The sequence below is a fragment of the Ferruginibacter yonginensis genome, assembly GCF_042651465.1.
GTDB lineage: Bacteria > Bacteroidota > Bacteroidia > Chitinophagales > Chitinophagaceae > Ferruginibacter > Ferruginibacter yonginensis.
Map to the genome: position 1 here is coordinate 1046466 of NZ_JBHSCZ010000002.1, position 16494 is coordinate 1062959.

Consider the following 16494-nt stretch of genomic DNA (forward strand, 5'->3'; position numbering starts at 1 on the left):
TGCTTTTGTTTACATCGCTCTATCATACTGTATTGCAATGGTCATTAAGGAAACGTATCACTGTTTTTGCAGTGGTAGGTTTCCTTTTGTTGTTTTATTTTCTGTTGCCTCGTACATTATTTAAAGCGCCTACCAGTTATGTAATTGAAGATGCAGATGGTAATTTATTAAATGCTACAATTGCTGCTGATGGGCAATGGCGTTTCCCTTATAATGATGATGTACCGCAACATTTTATTGACTGTATCACTACTTATGAAGACAAACGTTTTTATACCCATGCAGGTGTTGATATGAGTGCCATTGCTCGTGCTTTTAAAACCAATGTTACTGGCAATAAAAATACACAAGGTGGTAGTACCATTACTATGCAAGTAATGCGTTTATCATTGCAACATACCAATCGTTCTATTTTCAATAAAGCGATAGAATCGCTATTAGCACTAAGACTTGAGTTAAGTTATTCTAAAAATGAAATAATGGCCTTGTATGCATCCAATGCATCGTTTGGTAGTAATGTGGTGGGGTTAGATGCTGCAGCTTGGCGATACTTTGGTAGATCGGCCCAAAAATTAAGTTGGGCCGAGTATGCAATGTTAGCCGTATTGCCTAACGCCCCGGCATTGGTGCACCCGGGAAAAAATACTACTGTATTATTAGCTAAACGTAATGCCTTACTCGATAAACTTTGTGCTAATAAAAAACTATCGGTCGATGAATGTAATTTGGCTAAAGCAGAAGCCTTACCAACAAAACCCTTACCGCTACCGCAATTAGCACCACATTTATTACAAAGGTTTAAGCAAGAAAATCTTACATGTGCAGTCACAAAAATAACTACCACTATACAAACATCTTTACAACAAGAAGTTACACAAATTATCGAACGGCAACATCCTTACTTGCAAAGTAATGGCATCAATAATATGTGTGCTTTGGTGTTAGATGTTGAAACAGGAAACACCTTGGCTTATGTTGGTAATGTGTATCATGTAAATGATATGAATATTCAAAGTGATGTAGATGTAATAAATGCCCCTCGTAGCCCCGGCAGTGCACTTAAACCTATTTTGTATGCTGCTGCTTTGAGTGATGGGGTTATTTTACCCAACAGTTTAGTGCCAGATGTACCAACACAAATTGGTGGATACAACCCACAAAATTTTGATTTAAATTATGATGGTGCAGTGCCAGCAAGTAATGCCCTGAGCAGAAGTTTAAATATACCTGCAGTAAAAATTTTACAGCAATATAAATACCAGCGCTTTTATGAAGTGCTGCAACAATGTGGTATTCATACCTTAAACAACCCTGCAGATTTTTATGGCCTTAGTATGATTTTAGGTGGTTGCGAAGTTAAAATGTGGGAACTAGCAGGTGTGTATGCATCATTAGCTCGAGTGCTTAATCATCAAAAAAAATATAAGGGTATTGTTGATGAGGCTGATTTTCATCCACCACAATACACACAAAATAAGCGTATAAAAAAATCAAATACTACTACTTTACCAGCTATTGATGCAACATCTATTTACTACACATTTGCTGCCATGCAAGAGGTAATGCGACCGGGAGAAGAAGGGTTATGGCAACGCTTTACCTCATCTCAAAAAATTGCTTGGAAAACGGGTACAAGCTTTGGTTTTAGAGATGCTTGGAGCATTGGTGTTACATCTAAATATGTGGTAGCTGTTTGGGCAGGTAACACCAGTGGTGAAGGTAAAGCAGGTTTAATAGGCGTACAAGTGGCAGCGCCAGTTATGTTCGATATTTTTAGGCAATTGCCCGCTGCTGATTGGTTTTTAAAACCAACATACAATTATGTATTTACAGCAGTTTGTAAGCAATCTGGCTTTAGGGCAAATATTGATTGTAACGAAGTTGATACGTTACTGATGCCTCCAAATGCTTTACGGTCGCCACTTTGTCCGTACCATAAAATTATACAGTTAGATGCTACGGGTACATTTCAAGTAAATGAAAGTTGTGCATCACCTGCTACTATGCAACATGCTAGTTGGTTTATTTTGCCACCGATTATGGAGTTTTATTATAAGCAACACAGTGCATCGTATAAAGTGTTGCCGCCTTTTCAACCGGGCTGTAATGTAAGTAATGTTACAAAGCAAATGGATTTGGTATATCCTCAATCTGATGCAAAAATTTATGTACCAAAAGAAATAGATGGGCAAAAAGGTAAAACTATTTTTACTGCTACTCATCGTAATTCTCAAGCCAAAATTTTTTGGATGATGGACAATGAATTTGTAGGCACAACCCAACAATACCATCAATTAGCATTGAGCCCTGCCACAGGTAAACACAGTATTACTTTAACTGATGAAACAGGCGCTTCTATCACTCGACTGTTTGAAATTATTGATGAAAACAAATAATTATTGCAAGCTGTTGTTAAAAAGCTGTTGCATGTACGCCAATCCTTTTTGTTGTGCAAAAGCAATATTTTTTTCAGGTATAGCATCGGGGTTTTTATAAAAATTTAATGCAGCTGTTACATCATTTTCCCTTAGTATATGTAACATCGGGTATGGCGATCTGTTTGTATAATTTGCTGCATCATTATTATTTGAACCAGCAAAGCAATATTGTGGATGAAAACTAGCTACTTGGTAAACCCCTTCTAACCCAGCTTTTTTTAATTGTTTTTCAGCTTTAATAACTACATCTAGATATTCAAAAAAGTCTTTATAATTGTTAGGTATTATAATAAAAGTAGTGGCAGTGCTAGGGTTGTCGGATAAATAATTGCACTCTGCCATTAACAAATCTATTGTATTGTTTGGGTTACTATTATTATCTACAACATAACGTATACGTTGCTCATGAAATACTTTAGCTGCGAACGGACAAAAATTACAACCCATGACCACTTGCTCAATCCAATTTTTTGTTTGTAGTATTTCAATGGCAATATTTTCCATATTTTTTATTCTTTTAAAAGGCAAAGTATAGTCTAAAAAAGCACATTAAAAAAAATCTATTTAATTTTATTAAAAATAATAATGTATGGCTTTACACATGGTTGATGATCCAGATGGTCAAGATGATTATGTTGATGATAATAGTGGTGGCGGCAGTAATACTGGCGGTGGTGGTATGAGTGGTGGTGGCGGTTTATTAAGTTTTCTCCCCCTCTTAATAGGTTTATTTAGCAGGGGTGGTGGTAATAACAGCAGTGGCCGTGGTGGCTGTGGTGGTAAAGGTATATTAATTGTACTGGTGCTTGCCGTAGCTGGTTATTTTCTTTTAAACCAAAATAGTTGTAGCAATATTGTTAACTCAGATGTTACCAACAGTTTATTTTCACAAAGTGGCTACAATTTTAACCCTAATGAAACTAAAAAAGCACAAGTGTATGAAGGTTTAGAAGATGACAATGCTAAAAACCCATTGCCAGAAAGGGTTTCATTAGCTGCTTTTGCACCTACTGTACAAAATCAAGGTAAACAAGGTAGTTGTGTGGCATGGAGTAGCGCATATGCAGCTCGTACAATTTTAGAAGCTGTAAGTACTAATCAAGATCCTAATAGCATTGCTTACAGTCCTGCGTTTTTATACAACAACATCGCTTTAGAAGATTGCCAAGGCTCCTATATTCAACGTGCCATGGAGTTTATGCAACAACGTGGAGCAGTATCGTACAACGATTTTCCTTATGATGAAAATAATTGTAGCAGGCAAGCCAACAATACATTATTTCAAGTTGCTGATCAAAATAAAATTCATGGGTTTCATCGTTTAACAGAAACTGATGATGTAAACGGAATCAACATCCGTGCTATTAAAGAGCACTTAGCAAAAGATGCGCCTGTAGTAATTGGTATGATGGTAGGCGGTACATTTATGCAAGAAATGATGGGGGCAAAAGTGTGGCACCCAACAAATGACGATGCTCAAATGATTGGTTTTGGTGGGCATGCTATGTGTGTAGTGGGTTACGATGATCGTATTGAAGGGGGCGCTTTTCAAATTATGAATAGCTGGGGGCCTGAGTGGGGGCAAAATGGTTTTGCTTATGTACGCTATGGCGATTTTAAAAATTTTGTGAGAGAAGCTTACGGGTTAGATCCATTACCAAAAAGAGGCGCTGCCTTAAATGCTACGTTTGAATGTAATATAGGTTTATTTAATACCGGCACCAAGCAAAATATTACCATGCAATACAGTGGTAGCAACGTTTTTAAAACGGCTAGTCCAATTAAAAAAGGCGACAAATTTAAAATTGAAATTAAAAATGAAGTAGCTTGTTACATTTACATTTTTACACCAAATACTGCCGGACAAACAGAAGTGTTGTTTCCTTATAAACCTATACATTCTGCATATTGTGGCATTACTGGGTACAGGTTATTTCCTCGAAAAGAATCCATACAGGCTGATGAAATTGGTAATAAAGATGTTATGGGCATTGTAGTAAGTAAAACTGAGCTTGATTATAAAGCACTGAACACAGCTATCAACAATAGTGCAGGAGCTGATTTTAACCGCAAGTTTAACAATGCTGTAGCTGCCGCTGTAACAAAAGATGTTGATTATAGTAAAGGAAGTAATGGCGCTATACATTTTAGCGCTGGTACTAGCGAAAAAGCCTTGGTGGCTTGTTTGGTTGAAATTGAAAAACAATAACATTTTTTACAACAACCACTACTTCCTTTAAGTTTATATTTGCTAAAATAGTTTTATGAAAAATATCTTTTTAATTATAATAGGTTGTTTATGTAGCTTACTAACAACAGCGCAAGAGGCCAAACTGTATAACCCTGAGGCCAATGCTGAAAAAGACATTGCTGCTGCCATCAAAAAAGCCAATGCAGAAGGTAAATACGTTTTGATTCAAGCAGGTGGTAACTGGTGTAAATGGTGTATTGAGTTTGCCCGTTTTGCAAAGGCTGATGCACAAATAGATTCTGTTATTAAAACAGCGTATGTTTGGTATCATTTAAATTACAGTAAAGAAAATACCAATAAAGCCATGTTTGCTAAACTGCAATATCCGCAACGTTTTGGTTACCCTGCTTTCATTATTTTAAATGGAAAAGGGCAACGTATACACACTCAAAACAGTGAGTATTTAGAAGATGGTAAGGGTAGTTATGATAAACGTAAAGTGCAAAGTTTTTTAGAAATGTGGAGTCCGTGGGCATTAAACCCAGCCATGTATGGCGAAAAAAAATAACATCATTATGTATTGTACTAATGCCTCCTTATGGGGGCATTTTTTATTGGCAAATGCTTATTTTTACCCTACCAAAACAACAAAAAATGTTCGAGCAGTTCATCAATGTAATCAATAACCCTATTAGTTTTCGTTTATTTTTATTAAAAAAATTACCCAGTGCATTTTTCAGTGGCGTAAGGGTTCGCTATGTTGATCAAGAAAAATGTTTGGTAACCGTTCCTTACAAATGGTTTTCTCGAAACCCATTCAATAGTACTTATTTTGCTTGCCTTTCAATGGCAGCTGAAATGAGTACCGGTGTGTTGGCAATGGGGCATTTATATAAGAATGAACCTCAAGTAAGCATGCTAGTGCAAAAAATTGAAGGTACATTTATAAAAAAAGCAACCGGAATTACCTCTTTTACTTGCGATGACGGGAAGCGTATATTAGCATGTATTAACGAAGCAAAAGCAACAGGTAAGGCAATGGTGGTAAATGCTTATGCAACGGGTGTTGATAAAGAAGGCAATACAATTGCTTCATTCACTGTAACATGGTCGTTTAAACTCAAAACAACCAAGGTTTAACCTAATAAAAATACCGCTTGTTTTTTATTGTGTAAATTGCACTTTATTGGTGTAATACGAAGTTAATAGCGCTGTTTAAAATAGCTGTACTTTGTAGTGTATTGCATGGCATAATTGTAAATTTTATGGCAAAAGAATTAAGAAAACAACTAGCATTAGAATATCACTCAAAAGGTCGCCCAGGTAAAATTGAGGTGGTACCTACTAAAGAAGCTAAAACACAAAGAGATTTATCATTAGCCTATTCACCTGGTGTGGCAGAGCCTTGTAAAGAAATTGCCAATAACCCTGAAGATGTTTATAAATACACCGCAAAAGGTAACTTGGTAGGCGTAATTTCAAATGGTACAGCTGTATTGGGTTTAGGTAATATTGGTCCTGAAGCAAGTAAGCCGGTAATGGAAGGTAAGGGTGTACTCTTCAAAATATTTGCTGATATTGATGTGTTTGATATTGAAATCAATGAAACCGATCCTAAAAAATTTGTTGAAATAGTAAAAGCATTGGAGCCTACTTTCGGTGGTATTAATTTAGAAGATATTAAAGCACCAGAATGTTTTTACATTGAGCAAGAGTTAAAAAAGCAATGTAATATCCCGATAATGCATGATGATCAACATGGTACCGCCATTATATCATCAGCAGCGTTGCTAAATGCATTAGAGTTACAAAAGAAAAAAATAGACAAAGTACATTTTGTGGTTAATGGTGCAGGTGCAGCGGCTACCGCATGTATGAATTTATATGTATCATTAGGTGCCAAACCAGAAAACTTTTTTGTTTTTGATAAAGATGGGATTTTGCACAGCGACCGTACAGATATACCTCCTGTACAATTAAAATTTACAAAAGATAAAAAATTCAGCAACTGGGATTTGGCTCGTGCTATGAAAGATGCTGATGTTTTCTTAGGTTTAAGTGTAGGTAATGTTGTTACGCCAGAAATGGTGAAATCAATGGCAAAAAATCCCATTGTTTTCGCAATGGCCAACCCTGAGCCAGAAATTATGTATGATGTGGCAAAAGAGTCTCGTAAAGATTTGATAATGGCTACCGGACGAAGCGATACACCCAACCAAGTAAACAATGTATTGGGTTTTCCATATATTTTTAGAGGTGCATTAGATGTAAGAGCAACTGGTATAAACGAAGCTATGAAATTAGCGGCTGTAAAAGCTTTGGCTGATTTGGCTAAAACCCCTGTACCAGATATTGTAAACCTTGCTTACAATGAAAAAAATCTTTCCTTTGGTAACGACTACATCATACCCAAGCCGTTAGATCCTCGTTTGTTAGCAACAGTAGCACCAGCAGTAGCCAAAGCAGCTATTGAAAGTGGTGTGGCACGTAAAATTATTACAGATTGGGATGCCTATAAAATTGAAATGAATAGTAGGTTAGGTTTAGATAACCAATTGAGCAGGGCTATTGGTAACAAGGCTCGTCAAGATCCTAAACGAGTTGTTTTTGCGGATGCCGAAAATGCAAAAGTGTTGAAAACAGCACAGTTGGTGTTAGAAGAAAAAATTGGATACCCAATTTTATTGGGCGATGAAAAACGTATCAGAAAAATTGCAGAAGATAATTCAGTTGATTTAGAAGGTATGCCTATCATCAACCCTAAAGATGATGATACAGAAGAAATGCGTAAATCGTTTGGTGAAATTTTCTTTGAAAAGCGCCAGCGTAAAGGGGTAAATAGGTATGAAGCGAACAAAGCCATGAAAGAACGCAACCATTTTGGTTGTATGATGGTTGAAACAGGTGTGGCCGATTGTATGATCAGTGGGTTGAGTAGAAATTATCCAGATACTATTCGTCCTGCATTACAAATAATTGGTACAGAGCCAGGTATTAAAAAAATTGCTGGTATGTATTTATTATTTACCAAACGAGGCCCATTATTTTTAGCAGATACTACCGTCAATTTTAACCCAACCGCCGAAGAGTTAGCAGAAATAACTTTATTGGTAGCTAGAGAAGTACGCCAATTTAATATTGTTCCAAAAGTAGCCATGCTATCATACTCCAACTTTGGTAGCAGCGATTCGCCAGAAGCTCGTTTGGTACAAGATGCGCATACTATAGTAAAACAAAAAGAGCCATCATTAATTTGCGATGGTGAAATGCAAGGTATATTGGCTTTTAATAAAGAAATTTTAAAAGATAACTATCCATTTTCTGAACTTATAAACGGAGATGTAAACACCCTTATTTTCCCCAACTTGGCAGCAGGTAATATTGCCTACAATTTGTTGCAAGAGGTGGGTGGCGCTGATAGTATTGGTCCGATTTTATTGGGTTTAAATAAGCCAGTACACGTACTACAATTGGGAAGTAGTATTCGTAGTATATTTAATATGGTGGTTATTGCAGTGGTAGATGCGCAAGCGAAAAGTAAAAAAGGTGCCATTACAACACCTGTTACACCCGAAGAAATTAAACGCAATAAATGGTGGAAAAGTAGAACCAAAAATTCGGCATAATTAATGGTTGAGTACAACATCATCAGTAAATAAAACGATACATGAATTTTATTACGCACTTGGGTAGGTATACCATCATGTTGAAAGATATGATTGCCAAACCCGAAAATGCTAAAGTTTATTGGAAAGAGTTTATGGTTCAATGCAACGACATCGGCATTGGTTCTTTCGGTATTGTATCTATTGTATCAGTTTTTATGGGAGCGGTAAGTGCTGTGCAAACGGCGTATCAGTTGGTAAGTCCGTTAATTCCCAAAACAACCATTGCACAAATTGTAAGAGATACGGTTATTTTAGAATTTTCACCCACGTTGGTTTGTATAGTATTAGCCGGGGTAGTGGGGAGTAAAATCGCCAGTGAGCTAGGTAACATGAGGGTAAGTGAGCAAATTGATGCATTGGAAATTATGGGTATTAATACAAAAACCTATTTAATAATGCCCAAAATTGCCGCTGCTTTATTAATGATCCCTTTATTAGTGGTAATATCAATGGTGCTCGGTATTTGGGGCGGAAGATTAGCTGGTAATGCATCGGGCATATTATCGAACGATACTTTTGATAGAGGTTTAACCGAAAATTTTACTGCATTCAATGTTTGGTTTGCCTTAATAAAAGCTTATACTTTTGCTTTCATCATTAGTTCAATACCTGCGTATTTTGGTTACCATGTTACCGGTGGTGCACTCGAAATTGGGCGATCTTCAACCAAAGCAGTCGTTATTAGTTGCATTATGATATTATTGGCCGATTATGTTTTGGCTGCATTATTACTTTAACAACCCAACTTTCACAAGCATTTGTTATGATTGAATTTAAAAACATAAAAAAACAATTTGGTGATAAAGTGGTGTTAGATGGTGTGAGCCATGTAATGGAAACTGGTAAATCAAACTTAATTATTGGTACAAGTGGTAGTGGTAAAACAGTACTTCAAAAATGTTTGGTTGGTTTATTTGAGCCAGATGAAGGCGAAATTATTTACGATGGTAGAAGTTTTACAGAAATGGATGAAGAGGAACGTAAAATGTTGCGCCAACAAATTGGTATGCTCTTTCAAGGCTCTGCATTGTTTGATAGTATGACGGTGGAAGAGAATATTAAGTTTCCCTTAAACATGTTTAGCAAAGATAGTAATGCTAAAAAAATGGATCGTGTAAATGAAGTGTTAGAAAGGGTTAATTTAAAGGGAGCTAACAAAAAATTTCCTTCTGAAATTAGCGGCGGTATGAAAAAAAGGGTAGGTATTGCAAGGGCTATTGTACTCAACCCAAAGTATTTATTTTGCGATGAACCTAACTCTGGCTTAGACCCTGTAACATCGATGGTAATTGATAAACTGATTCATGAACTTACAATTGAATATAATATCACCACCATTATTAATACACATGATATGAATAGTGTGATGGAAATTGGCGATAATATTTTGTACATGGTACAAGGTAAAAAAGAGTGGACAGGCAATAGCAAAGACATTATTTTTTCTGATAACAAACAACTCAATGAATTTATTTTTGCATCGGAGTTTTTACAAGATGCAAAAAGTATGCGTATGCTAGAAGCAGAAGGTAAATTATCAAAAGAGCAATTAAAAAAAATGGAAGAAAACAGGTAATTCAACACTTGTTTTCTTCCATTATAAATTTATTTGTTATGCTTTAATTGCTTGAATACCAGGTAATACTTTCCCTTCAAAATATTCTAATAAAGCACCGCCACCGGTACTTACATAACTCACTTCTTTAGCTAAGTTAAATTTATTAACGGCAGCAACACTATCGCCACCGCCTACTAATGAAAAAGCACCATGTTGGGTTGCAGCAGCTACAGCCTCAGCTATGGCTTTAGTGCCCTTTTGAAAAGCCTCCATTTCAAAAACACCCATGGGCCCGTTCCATAATATGGTTTTTGATTTTTGAATAATTTCACTGAAAATGCCTATAGCTTTTGGTCCAATATCAAGGCCCATCCAACCATCAGGTATTTGATCGCTAGGGCAATCTTTTGTTTGAGCATCTGCTGCAAACTTATCTGCAATAACAGATGTTTCTGGCAAGTGAATGCTTACATTTTTTTCACGTGCTTTATCTAATATTTCTAAGGCGGTATCTAGGCGATCATCTTCACAAAGTGAACTACCTATATTACCTCCTTTTGCTTTTATAAACGTATAGGCCATTCCACCACCAATAATAATATCAGTAGCTCTGTTCAATAAATTTTCGATTATTAAAATCTTATCAGAAACTTTTGCTCCACCTATAATAGCACAGAATGGTTTTTCTGATTGGTGCATTACTTTTTCGGCACTTTTAACTTCTGCTTCCATTAATAAACCAAACATGCGTTTATCAGTTGTAAAGTATTGAGCAATAACTGCTGTTGAAGCATGTGCTCTATGTGCTGTACCAAATGCATCGTTTACATATACATCACCCAGCGTACTTAGTTTTTTTGCAAATTCGGCATCGCCTTTTTCTTCTTCTTTATAAAAACGAACATTTTCTAACAATAAAACTTCGCCTGCTTTTAGCATACTTGCAGTAAGTGCAGCTTGCGAACCAATACAATCATCAGCAAAAAAAACAGGTGTTTGTCCACCCAATAATTGGTGTAAATGTTTTACCAAATGCTTAAGGGAGTATTTATCTGTTGGGCCATCTTTAGGTCTACCAAAATGGCTCATTAAAATAACGCTACCACCATCGTTCATTATTTTTTTTATGGTACCAATTGTAGCTGTCATTCTGGTATCATCGGTAATATTAAATTGATCATCTAACGGTACGTTAAAATCAACCCGTACCAATGCTTTTAATCCTTTAAAATTAAAATCAGCAAATGTGCTCATTGTTTATTAGCTTTTGTATGTATAAAATAATGAACCAAATATACACTTACTAAAGGGTATTTTTTAGTTTACTTTTTGGTACACCTTAAATGTTTTTTTTATGATGGTTACAATTGTAGTGGCAATGATAGCACCTGAAAATGCAAGAAAAATATCTTTTTGAGCATCCCAAATATCGCCTTGTGTACCCAAATAGGCATCGCCTTGTGCTGGGAAAAATATATCGGCCACAGCCCATTCTATTAATTCGTAAAAAGCACTGATAGAGAGGGTTATTTCAATTGGTAACGACCATGCTACCCATGCCGGAAATTTAAAATAGTTTAAAAAAAGCTCCCTCATTGGGTAGGCCAATAAAAAACCAAATGAAAAATGTACAATACGATCATAGTGGTTGCGTTGTGTATGCAATACTTCTTGTAGCCAATAACCAAATGGATTATCAGCGTATGTATATTTTGAACCATATACATGTAAACATAGATAAATGGTAATGAGTAAATAACTTACATCGCTAAACTGGTGTTTTTTAAAACTAGCTATTAAGTAAATTAAAAAAATGAACACCAAAGTATTTTCCATTAACCAATTGGCCATATCTGTAGTACCTACAAGCGTACTCACCCACACACTAGTGAATACTATAATAAAAAATTGCAACCAGCGGTTTTTTAAAAGCGGTGTTCTGTTGGGAGAAATTGCAATGGTAAAAGCCATAAGCGTTATTTAGTTTGGTTAATATTTTGTGTATCACGGGTGTTTTTTTGAACCGCAATAGCCCCAAATATAGCCAATACATAGGCAAAAGCATAGAACCCTTTTTCACTTGGCAGTAATGTTGCATTAAACAAACCTATTGAAAGTAATACTAAACATAGTATAGTGCTGAACCAACTTAAGCCATAATAAATTTCAGTTACAGCAATACCTTCTAATTTGTCACGTACACATTTTTGTACAGAAACAGCTGAAAATAAACCAAACATTACTACTGTAAAATAATACCCTTTTTCGTTGAGTGGCATGTCTGCTCTCCATAATCCAATAAAATATCCTACAATGCCAATGCCTAGTGCTATCCATGATGCAGCTTTAAAGGCGTTTGATGGTTTCTGTGTCATAATAATTAGTTTGGTTAAAAATGATTTATTGAAATTAAATGCCTCCTAAATTATATGTTCACAACAGATTGCTAATTTTAAAATTTTTATGAGTTGTATAACTTTTATCATCAAATTCAATTTTTTGAATAAAAAAAGGCTCCCAATATTGGAAGCCTTTTAAAAAAATATAGTGGTAATTTATTTGCTAATTAAACCTGCAAAAAAATGAACTGTACGTACCAATTGTGATACATAACTCATTTCATTATCGTACCAACTTACGGTTTTTACTAATTGTTTGTCGCCCACCGTTTGTACTTTGGTTTGTGTAGCATCAAACAATGAACCATAGGTAATACCAATAACATCACTGCTTACAATTTCATCTTCAGTATAACCAAAGCTTTCGTTGCTTGCTGCTTTCATTGCTGCATTTACTTCTTCAGCAGTTACTTTTTTATTTAATATACTGTATAACTCTGTTACTGAACCAGTAATTACAGGTACACGTTGTGCACCACCATCTAGCTTACCTTTTAACTCAGGTAATACTAAGCCAATGGCTTTCGCAGCACCGGTACTATTTGGAACAATATTAGCAGCTGCTGCACGGCCTCTTCTTAAATCATTTTTTGCATGCGGCGCATCTAAAGTATTTTGATCATTGGTATATGCATGAATGGTGCTCATGATACCAGTTTCAATACCAAAGTTATCATTTAAAGTTTTAGCCATTGGTGCTAAACAGTTAGTGGTGCAACTTGCACAACTAATGATGGTTTCAGAACCATCTAAAATAGCATGGTTTACATTATAAACCACTGTTTTTAAGTCGCCTGTTGCAGGTGCAGAAATGACTACACGTTTTGCTCCTGCAGTAATATGTGCTTGAGCTTTATCTTTATCCGTAAAAAAGCCGGTGCTCTCAATTACCACATCAACATCATGGCTACCCCATGGAATTTGTGCTGGGTCTTTTTGGGCATATATCTTTACTTCATGGCCATTTACTACTATTGCATTATCAGTTGCGGTTACTGTTTCGTTGAAACGACCTTGTGCACTATCATATTTTAATAAGTGAGCCAATGTTGCAGGGCTGGTTAAATCATTGATGGCTACTACTTCAATACCATCTAAATTGTGAATTTGGCGAAATACTAAACGACCAATTCTTCCAAAACCGTTGATGGCAACTTTTACTGAACTCATAATTAGAAATTTTGTAATGATTAAATTTTGCGTTGCAAAACTACAATTTGTTACGATGCAATGGAGAAATATTTTAAATGAATACCCTCTTTCAAATTTAAATGCGCCATATTACACATTAATTTTTCATTTTCGTAAACCCAAAAGCCATTTTGGCAACTTTTGATGTTTTTCATACGACCAAATTGAGTTATTTGTAAGTCAAATAAATAGCAGTTTGTCATATTAGTACCAAAATTAAAAATGGAAATAAAATTGATGATATAAAAACGAATAATCAATACATATAAAATTGATTACATTTAACTTCTAAAATTAAAATAAAACAACATGAAACGTACAGGATTATTAGTTACACTTGGTATTATTGCCATCATTTTTTTTATGGGTTGTAACGGATACAACGGTTTAGTAAAGCAAGATGAAAGTGTAAAAAAAGCTTGGAACAACGTACAGGCTGAATATCAAAACAGATCAGACTTAGTAGGTAATTTAGTAAACACCGTTAAAGGTGCCGCCAATTTTGAACAAAATACATTAACAGCAGTAGTAGAAGCTAGGGCTAAAGCTACCAGTGTAAATATTAATGCAGATAATTTAACACCAGAAAAAATTGCAGAGTTTCAGGCTGCTCAAGGGCAGTTGAGTGGTTCATTAAGCCGCTTATTAGCTACAGTTGAAGCTTACCCTACATTAAAAGCCACTGAAAATTTTACCAAATTGCAAGGTCAGTTAGAAGGTATTGAAAACAATATCAAAAACACCCGTAAAATTTTCAACGAAGCTGTTGAAAATTACAACGGTAAAGTACGCTCTTTCCCAATGAATATTTTAGGAGGTATGTTTGGTTTTAAAGCTAAAGAAGGTTTTAAAGCTGATGCTGGTGCAGAAAAAGCGCCAGAAGTAAAATTTTAATGTTTAAGTAATAACATGAACAATAAAAAATTAATACTCATTATAGGTGCAATATTTGCAGTGTTGGTATTGTACTTCATTGTTACCTATAATGGGTTTATTAAAAAACAAGAAAGGGTAAAAGCACAATGGAACGAAGTTCAAAATGCTTACCAGCGCAGACTTGATTTAGTGCCTAATTTAGTGAACACCGTAAAAGGAGCAGCTGAATTTGAAGCCAACACCATACAAGCCATTGTAAATGCTAGGGCTAAAGCAACGGCTATAAATGTAAGTGGAATAGATAGTGCTAGTTTTCAACAACAAAGTACTGCTCAAAACGAATTAGCAGCAACAACTAATAGATTGTTAATTGCTGTTGAAAAATACCCTGAATTGCAGGGGGCACAAGCTTTTTCAACCTTACAAACACAACTAGAGCGAACAGAACTTCGTATAAAAGTCGCTAGAAAAGATTTTAATGAAGCCGTTCAAAACTATAATAGTAGTGTAAGAAATTTTCCGTCAAAAATTGTGGCATCTTTTACAGGCTTTAAAACTTACGATGGTTTTACAGCAGATGCTGGTACAGATAAAGCCACCGAAATAAAATTCTAATGGGTATTTTTTCAATAAAGAAGAAACCAGTTTTTTTTACTGAAGCTGAAAAACTGAAAATTGTACAAGCTATAAAATTAGCCGAACAACAAACCAGTGGCGAAATTCGCATTTATGTTGAAAGTCGCAATGCTTATGTAGATGCAGTAGATAGAGCTAAAGAAGTGTTTGCTCATTTTGATATGCATAAAACGGCAGACAGAAATGCGGTATTACTTTACCTAGCTGTAAAAGATAAAAATGTGGCGCTTTTTGGTGATGAAGGTATTTACAATAGAACAGGCGCTGCCTATTGGAACAATGCTGTAGCAAATATGTTGCAACAATTTAAACAAGATGAACTGGTGGAAGGTATTGTAAACTGCATTCATCAAGTAGGACAAACATTAAAATCTACATTTCCATACAATAAGCAAACGGATATCAATGAATTGCCGGATGATATCATCTTCGGTGAATAACCACCTTACATTTTATAATGAAGCATATTAAATACATAATACTATTTTGGACTTTTATATTAACTGCAGTGTTTGCAATAGCGCAAACTTTGCCAGATAGGCCCAACCCTCCAAAATTAGTAAACGACTTCACTAATACCCTAACAACAGAGCAAATTCAAAGTTTAGAAGCCAAACTGGTAAGGGTAGATGATAGTACGTCCACACAAATTGCTGTGGTAATAATACCTACATTAAACGGCGCTACCATTGCAGATTATAATGTTGAACTAATGCGTAAATGGGGCGTAGGTTCAAAACAAAATAACAATGGTGTTATTTTATTAATTGCAAAAAACGATCGTAAGCTTGATATTACAGTAGGGTATGGTTTAGAAGGTGCTTTAACCGATGCAGTTGCATCAGATATTATTAATAACATTATCGTTCCAAATTTTAAAGGAAACGATTATTACCGAGGTGTTGATGCCGGTACCGATGCTATTGTAAAAGCTGTTAAAGGCGAATACAAAGTTGCAAGGGTAAAAAAAGGTAAAGGCGGCTCCAATATTTTCTTTATCATTTTTATCATCATTATCATTATATCCATTCTTTCTGGTGGAAGAGGTAACAGTGGTGGTTCAGTTATAAGAAACAGCGGTGTTGCTGATGTACTATTTTGGAATGCGCTGTTAAATAGCGGTGGCCGAGGCGGCGGAGGCGGTGGTGGATTTGGTGGCTTTGGTGGCGGCAGCGGTGGTGGCGGTGGCGCAAGTGGTAGTTGGTAGAAATTTTTACTTTTAATACTTTTTTTACACAAAAAAGTTATCAAAAACTTAATATTTATCTTTAATTTTAAATACATTTACTCAAAATTTATAAAAATGAAAAAAATAATCATCTTAAACCTGTTGGTTTTATGCGGTTTAATTTCATTTGGGCAAGTTCAAAAATTGGGCGAAACTCAAAAGAAAACAGAAACCATTTCTAAACAGCAATATTTAAAAGCTGTAAAAGAAAAAGAAGAAAAACAAAAACAAGAAGCAGCAGAAGCTAAGAAATTAGCATTAATTAATGCTGAAAACAAAAAGCGTTCAAACAAGTAATATCTATCAATC

The 16494-nt window shown here is 35.4% G+C and carries 18 protein-coding genes; 12 read left to right on the top strand and 6 right to left on the bottom strand.

The annotated features are described in order from the left end of the window. Positions 1-5: 5 nt before the first annotated feature. Positions 6-2396 carry a penicillin-binding protein 1C gene (pbpC, locus tag ACFOWM_RS11675; protein WP_379710258.1) on the top strand — a complete coding sequence of 797 codons (2391 nt, stop codon included), beginning with the start codon at positions 6-8 and terminating at the stop codon, positions 2394-2396. Here the strand turns inward: pbpC and ACFOWM_RS11680 are convergent, their stop codons facing one another. Beyond that, positions 2397-2942 (bottom strand): DUF1415 domain-containing protein, encoded by a 546-nt coding sequence (locus ACFOWM_RS11680; RefSeq protein WP_379710261.1) that lies wholly within the window; start codon positions 2940-2942, stop codon positions 2397-2399. It lies immediately after the preceding gene. A gap of 85 nt (positions 2943-3027) precedes the next feature. Here ACFOWM_RS11680 and ACFOWM_RS11685 point away from each other — a divergent pair, with 85 nt between their 5' ends. The 6 genes from ACFOWM_RS11685 (at position 3028) to ACFOWM_RS11710 (ending at position 9873) form a co-directional block, all read left to right on the top strand. After that, positions 3028-4647, top strand: a complete 1620-nt coding sequence (locus tag ACFOWM_RS11685; protein ID WP_379710264.1) for a C1 family peptidase — start codon at positions 3028-3030, stop codon at positions 4645-4647. Positions 4648-4702: 55 nt separating this feature from the next. After that, the gene (locus tag ACFOWM_RS11690; protein WP_379710266.1) at positions 4703-5197 is read left to right on the top strand and encodes a thioredoxin family protein; all 495 of its coding nucleotides are present in this window, start codon (positions 4703-4705) and stop codon (positions 5195-5197) included. An 86-nt stretch (positions 5198-5283) separates the two neighbouring features. Further along, entirely contained in the window at positions 5284-5769 is a 486-nt protein-coding gene (locus ACFOWM_RS11695; protein ID WP_379710268.1) for a DUF4442 domain-containing protein, read from the top strand. A gap of 125 nt (positions 5770-5894) precedes the next feature. Next, on the top strand, positions 5895-8255 hold the full coding sequence (locus ACFOWM_RS11700) for an NADP-dependent malic enzyme (RefSeq protein WP_379710270.1): 2361 nt from the start codon (positions 5895-5897) through the stop codon (positions 8253-8255). Positions 8256-8296: 41 nt separating this feature from the next. Then, positions 8297-9034: an MlaE family ABC transporter permease gene (locus ACFOWM_RS11705; RefSeq protein WP_379710272.1), complete on the top strand. Its 738-nt coding sequence runs from the start codon at positions 8297-8299 to the stop codon at positions 9032-9034. Between the two features lie 26 nt (positions 9035-9060). Beyond that, on the top strand, positions 9061-9873 hold the full coding sequence (locus ACFOWM_RS11710) for an ABC transporter ATP-binding protein (RefSeq protein WP_379710275.1): 813 nt from the start codon (positions 9061-9063) through the stop codon (positions 9871-9873). Between the two features lie 36 nt (positions 9874-9909). Here the strand turns inward: ACFOWM_RS11710 and ACFOWM_RS11715 are convergent, their stop codons facing one another. The 5 genes from ACFOWM_RS11715 to ACFOWM_RS11735 all read right to left on the bottom strand — a co-directional run bounded on the left by ACFOWM_RS11715 (position 9910) and on the right by ACFOWM_RS11735 (position 13600). Then, a complete protein-coding gene (locus ACFOWM_RS11715; RefSeq protein WP_379710278.1) occupies positions 9910-11109 on the bottom strand; it encodes a phosphoglycerate kinase in 1200 nt (399 codons plus the stop codon). Positions 11110-11172: 63 nt separating this feature from the next. Then, a complete protein-coding gene (locus ACFOWM_RS11720) occupies positions 11173-11826 on the bottom strand; it encodes a DUF2238 domain-containing protein (protein WP_379710280.1) in 654 nt (217 codons plus the stop codon). A gap of 5 nt (positions 11827-11831) precedes the next feature. Then, positions 11832-12230, bottom strand: a complete 399-nt coding sequence (yiaA, locus tag ACFOWM_RS11725; RefSeq protein WP_379710283.1) for an inner membrane protein YiaA — start codon at positions 12228-12230, stop codon at positions 11832-11834. A gap of 180 nt (positions 12231-12410) precedes the next feature. Then, entirely contained in the window at positions 12411-13424 is a 1014-nt protein-coding gene (gap, locus tag ACFOWM_RS11730) for a type I glyceraldehyde-3-phosphate dehydrogenase (protein ID WP_379710286.1), read from the bottom strand. Between the two features lie 50 nt (positions 13425-13474). Continuing rightward, positions 13475-13600 (bottom strand): hypothetical protein, encoded by a 126-nt coding sequence (locus ACFOWM_RS11735; protein ID WP_379710288.1) that lies wholly within the window; start codon positions 13598-13600, stop codon positions 13475-13477. 154 nt (positions 13601-13754) lie between these two features. Between ACFOWM_RS11735 and ACFOWM_RS11740 the strand changes: the two genes are divergently transcribed. From ACFOWM_RS11740 to ACFOWM_RS11760, 5 genes are all read left to right on the top strand, one after another. Continuing rightward, positions 13755-14339, top strand: coding sequence for a LemA family protein (locus tag ACFOWM_RS11740; protein ID WP_379710290.1), 585 nt, complete (start codon positions 13755-13757; stop codon positions 14337-14339). A 15-nt stretch (positions 14340-14354) separates the two neighbouring features. Then, positions 14355-14936, top strand: coding sequence for a LemA family protein (locus ACFOWM_RS11745; RefSeq protein ID WP_379710292.1), 582 nt, complete (start codon positions 14355-14357; stop codon positions 14934-14936). Further along, positions 14936-15397 (top strand): TPM domain-containing protein, encoded by a 462-nt coding sequence (locus tag ACFOWM_RS11750; protein WP_379710294.1) that lies wholly within the window; start codon positions 14936-14938, stop codon positions 15395-15397. The genes ACFOWM_RS11745 and ACFOWM_RS11750 overlap by 1 nt, the downstream gene beginning before the upstream one ends. Positions 15398-15414: 17 nt before the next feature. Beyond that, a complete protein-coding gene (locus ACFOWM_RS11755) occupies positions 15415-16164 on the top strand; it encodes a TPM domain-containing protein (protein WP_379710296.1) in 750 nt (249 codons plus the stop codon). A 96-nt stretch (positions 16165-16260) separates the two neighbouring features. Next, the gene (locus tag ACFOWM_RS11760) at positions 16261-16482 is read left to right on the top strand and encodes a hypothetical protein (protein ID WP_379710298.1); all 222 of its coding nucleotides are present in this window, start codon (positions 16261-16263) and stop codon (positions 16480-16482) included. The last annotated feature ends 12 nt before the right edge of the window (positions 16483-16494 follow it).

Excerpts from the sequence above, each read along its gene's own strand:
- ACFOWM_RS11680 (WP_379710261.1), bottom strand. The coding sequence starts at position 2,942 with ATGGAAAATATTGCCATTGAAATACTACAAACAAAAAATTGGATTGAG.
- ACFOWM_RS11685 (WP_379710264.1), top strand. The coding sequence starts at position 3,028 with ATGGCTTTACACATGGTTGATGATCCAGATGGTCAAGATGATTATGTT.
- ACFOWM_RS11690 (WP_379710266.1), top strand. The coding sequence starts at position 4,703 with ATGAAAAATATCTTTTTAATTATAATAGGTTGTTTATGTAGCTTACTA.
- ACFOWM_RS11695 (WP_379710268.1), top strand. The coding sequence starts at position 5,284 with ATGTTCGAGCAGTTCATCAATGTAATCAATAACCCTATTAGTTTTCGT.
- ACFOWM_RS11700 (WP_379710270.1), top strand. The coding sequence starts at position 5,895 with ATGGCAAAAGAATTAAGAAAACAACTAGCATTAGAATATCACTCAAAA.
- ACFOWM_RS11705 (WP_379710272.1), top strand. The coding sequence starts at position 8,297 with ATGAATTTTATTACGCACTTGGGTAGGTATACCATCATGTTGAAAGAT.
- ACFOWM_RS11710 (WP_379710275.1), top strand. The coding sequence starts at position 9,061 with ATGATTGAATTTAAAAACATAAAAAAACAATTTGGTGATAAAGTGGTG.
- ACFOWM_RS11715 (WP_379710278.1), bottom strand. The coding sequence starts at position 11,109 with ATGAGCACATTTGCTGATTTTAATTTTAAAGGATTAAAAGCATTGGTA.
- ACFOWM_RS11720 (WP_379710280.1), bottom strand. The coding sequence starts at position 11,826 with ATGGCTTTTACCATTGCAATTTCTCCCAACAGAACACCGCTTTTAAAA.
- yiaA (WP_379710283.1), bottom strand. The coding sequence starts at position 12,230 with ATGACACAGAAACCATCAAACGCCTTTAAAGCTGCATCATGGATAGCA.
- gap (WP_379710286.1), bottom strand. The coding sequence starts at position 13,424 with ATGAGTTCAGTAAAAGTTGCCATCAACGGTTTTGGAAGAATTGGTCGT.
- ACFOWM_RS11735 (WP_379710288.1), bottom strand. The coding sequence starts at position 13,600 with ATGAAAAACATCAAAAGTTGCCAAAATGGCTTTTGGGTTTACGAAAAT.
- ACFOWM_RS11740 (WP_379710290.1), top strand. The coding sequence starts at position 13,755 with ATGAAACGTACAGGATTATTAGTTACACTTGGTATTATTGCCATCATT.
- ACFOWM_RS11745 (WP_379710292.1), top strand. The coding sequence starts at position 14,355 with ATGAACAATAAAAAATTAATACTCATTATAGGTGCAATATTTGCAGTG.
- ACFOWM_RS11750 (WP_379710294.1), top strand. The coding sequence starts at position 14,936 with ATGGGTATTTTTTCAATAAAGAAGAAACCAGTTTTTTTTACTGAAGCT.
- ACFOWM_RS11755 (WP_379710296.1), top strand. The coding sequence starts at position 15,415 with ATGAAGCATATTAAATACATAATACTATTTTGGACTTTTATATTAACT.
- ACFOWM_RS11760 (WP_379710298.1), top strand. The coding sequence starts at position 16,261 with ATGAAAAAAATAATCATCTTAAACCTGTTGGTTTTATGCGGTTTAATT.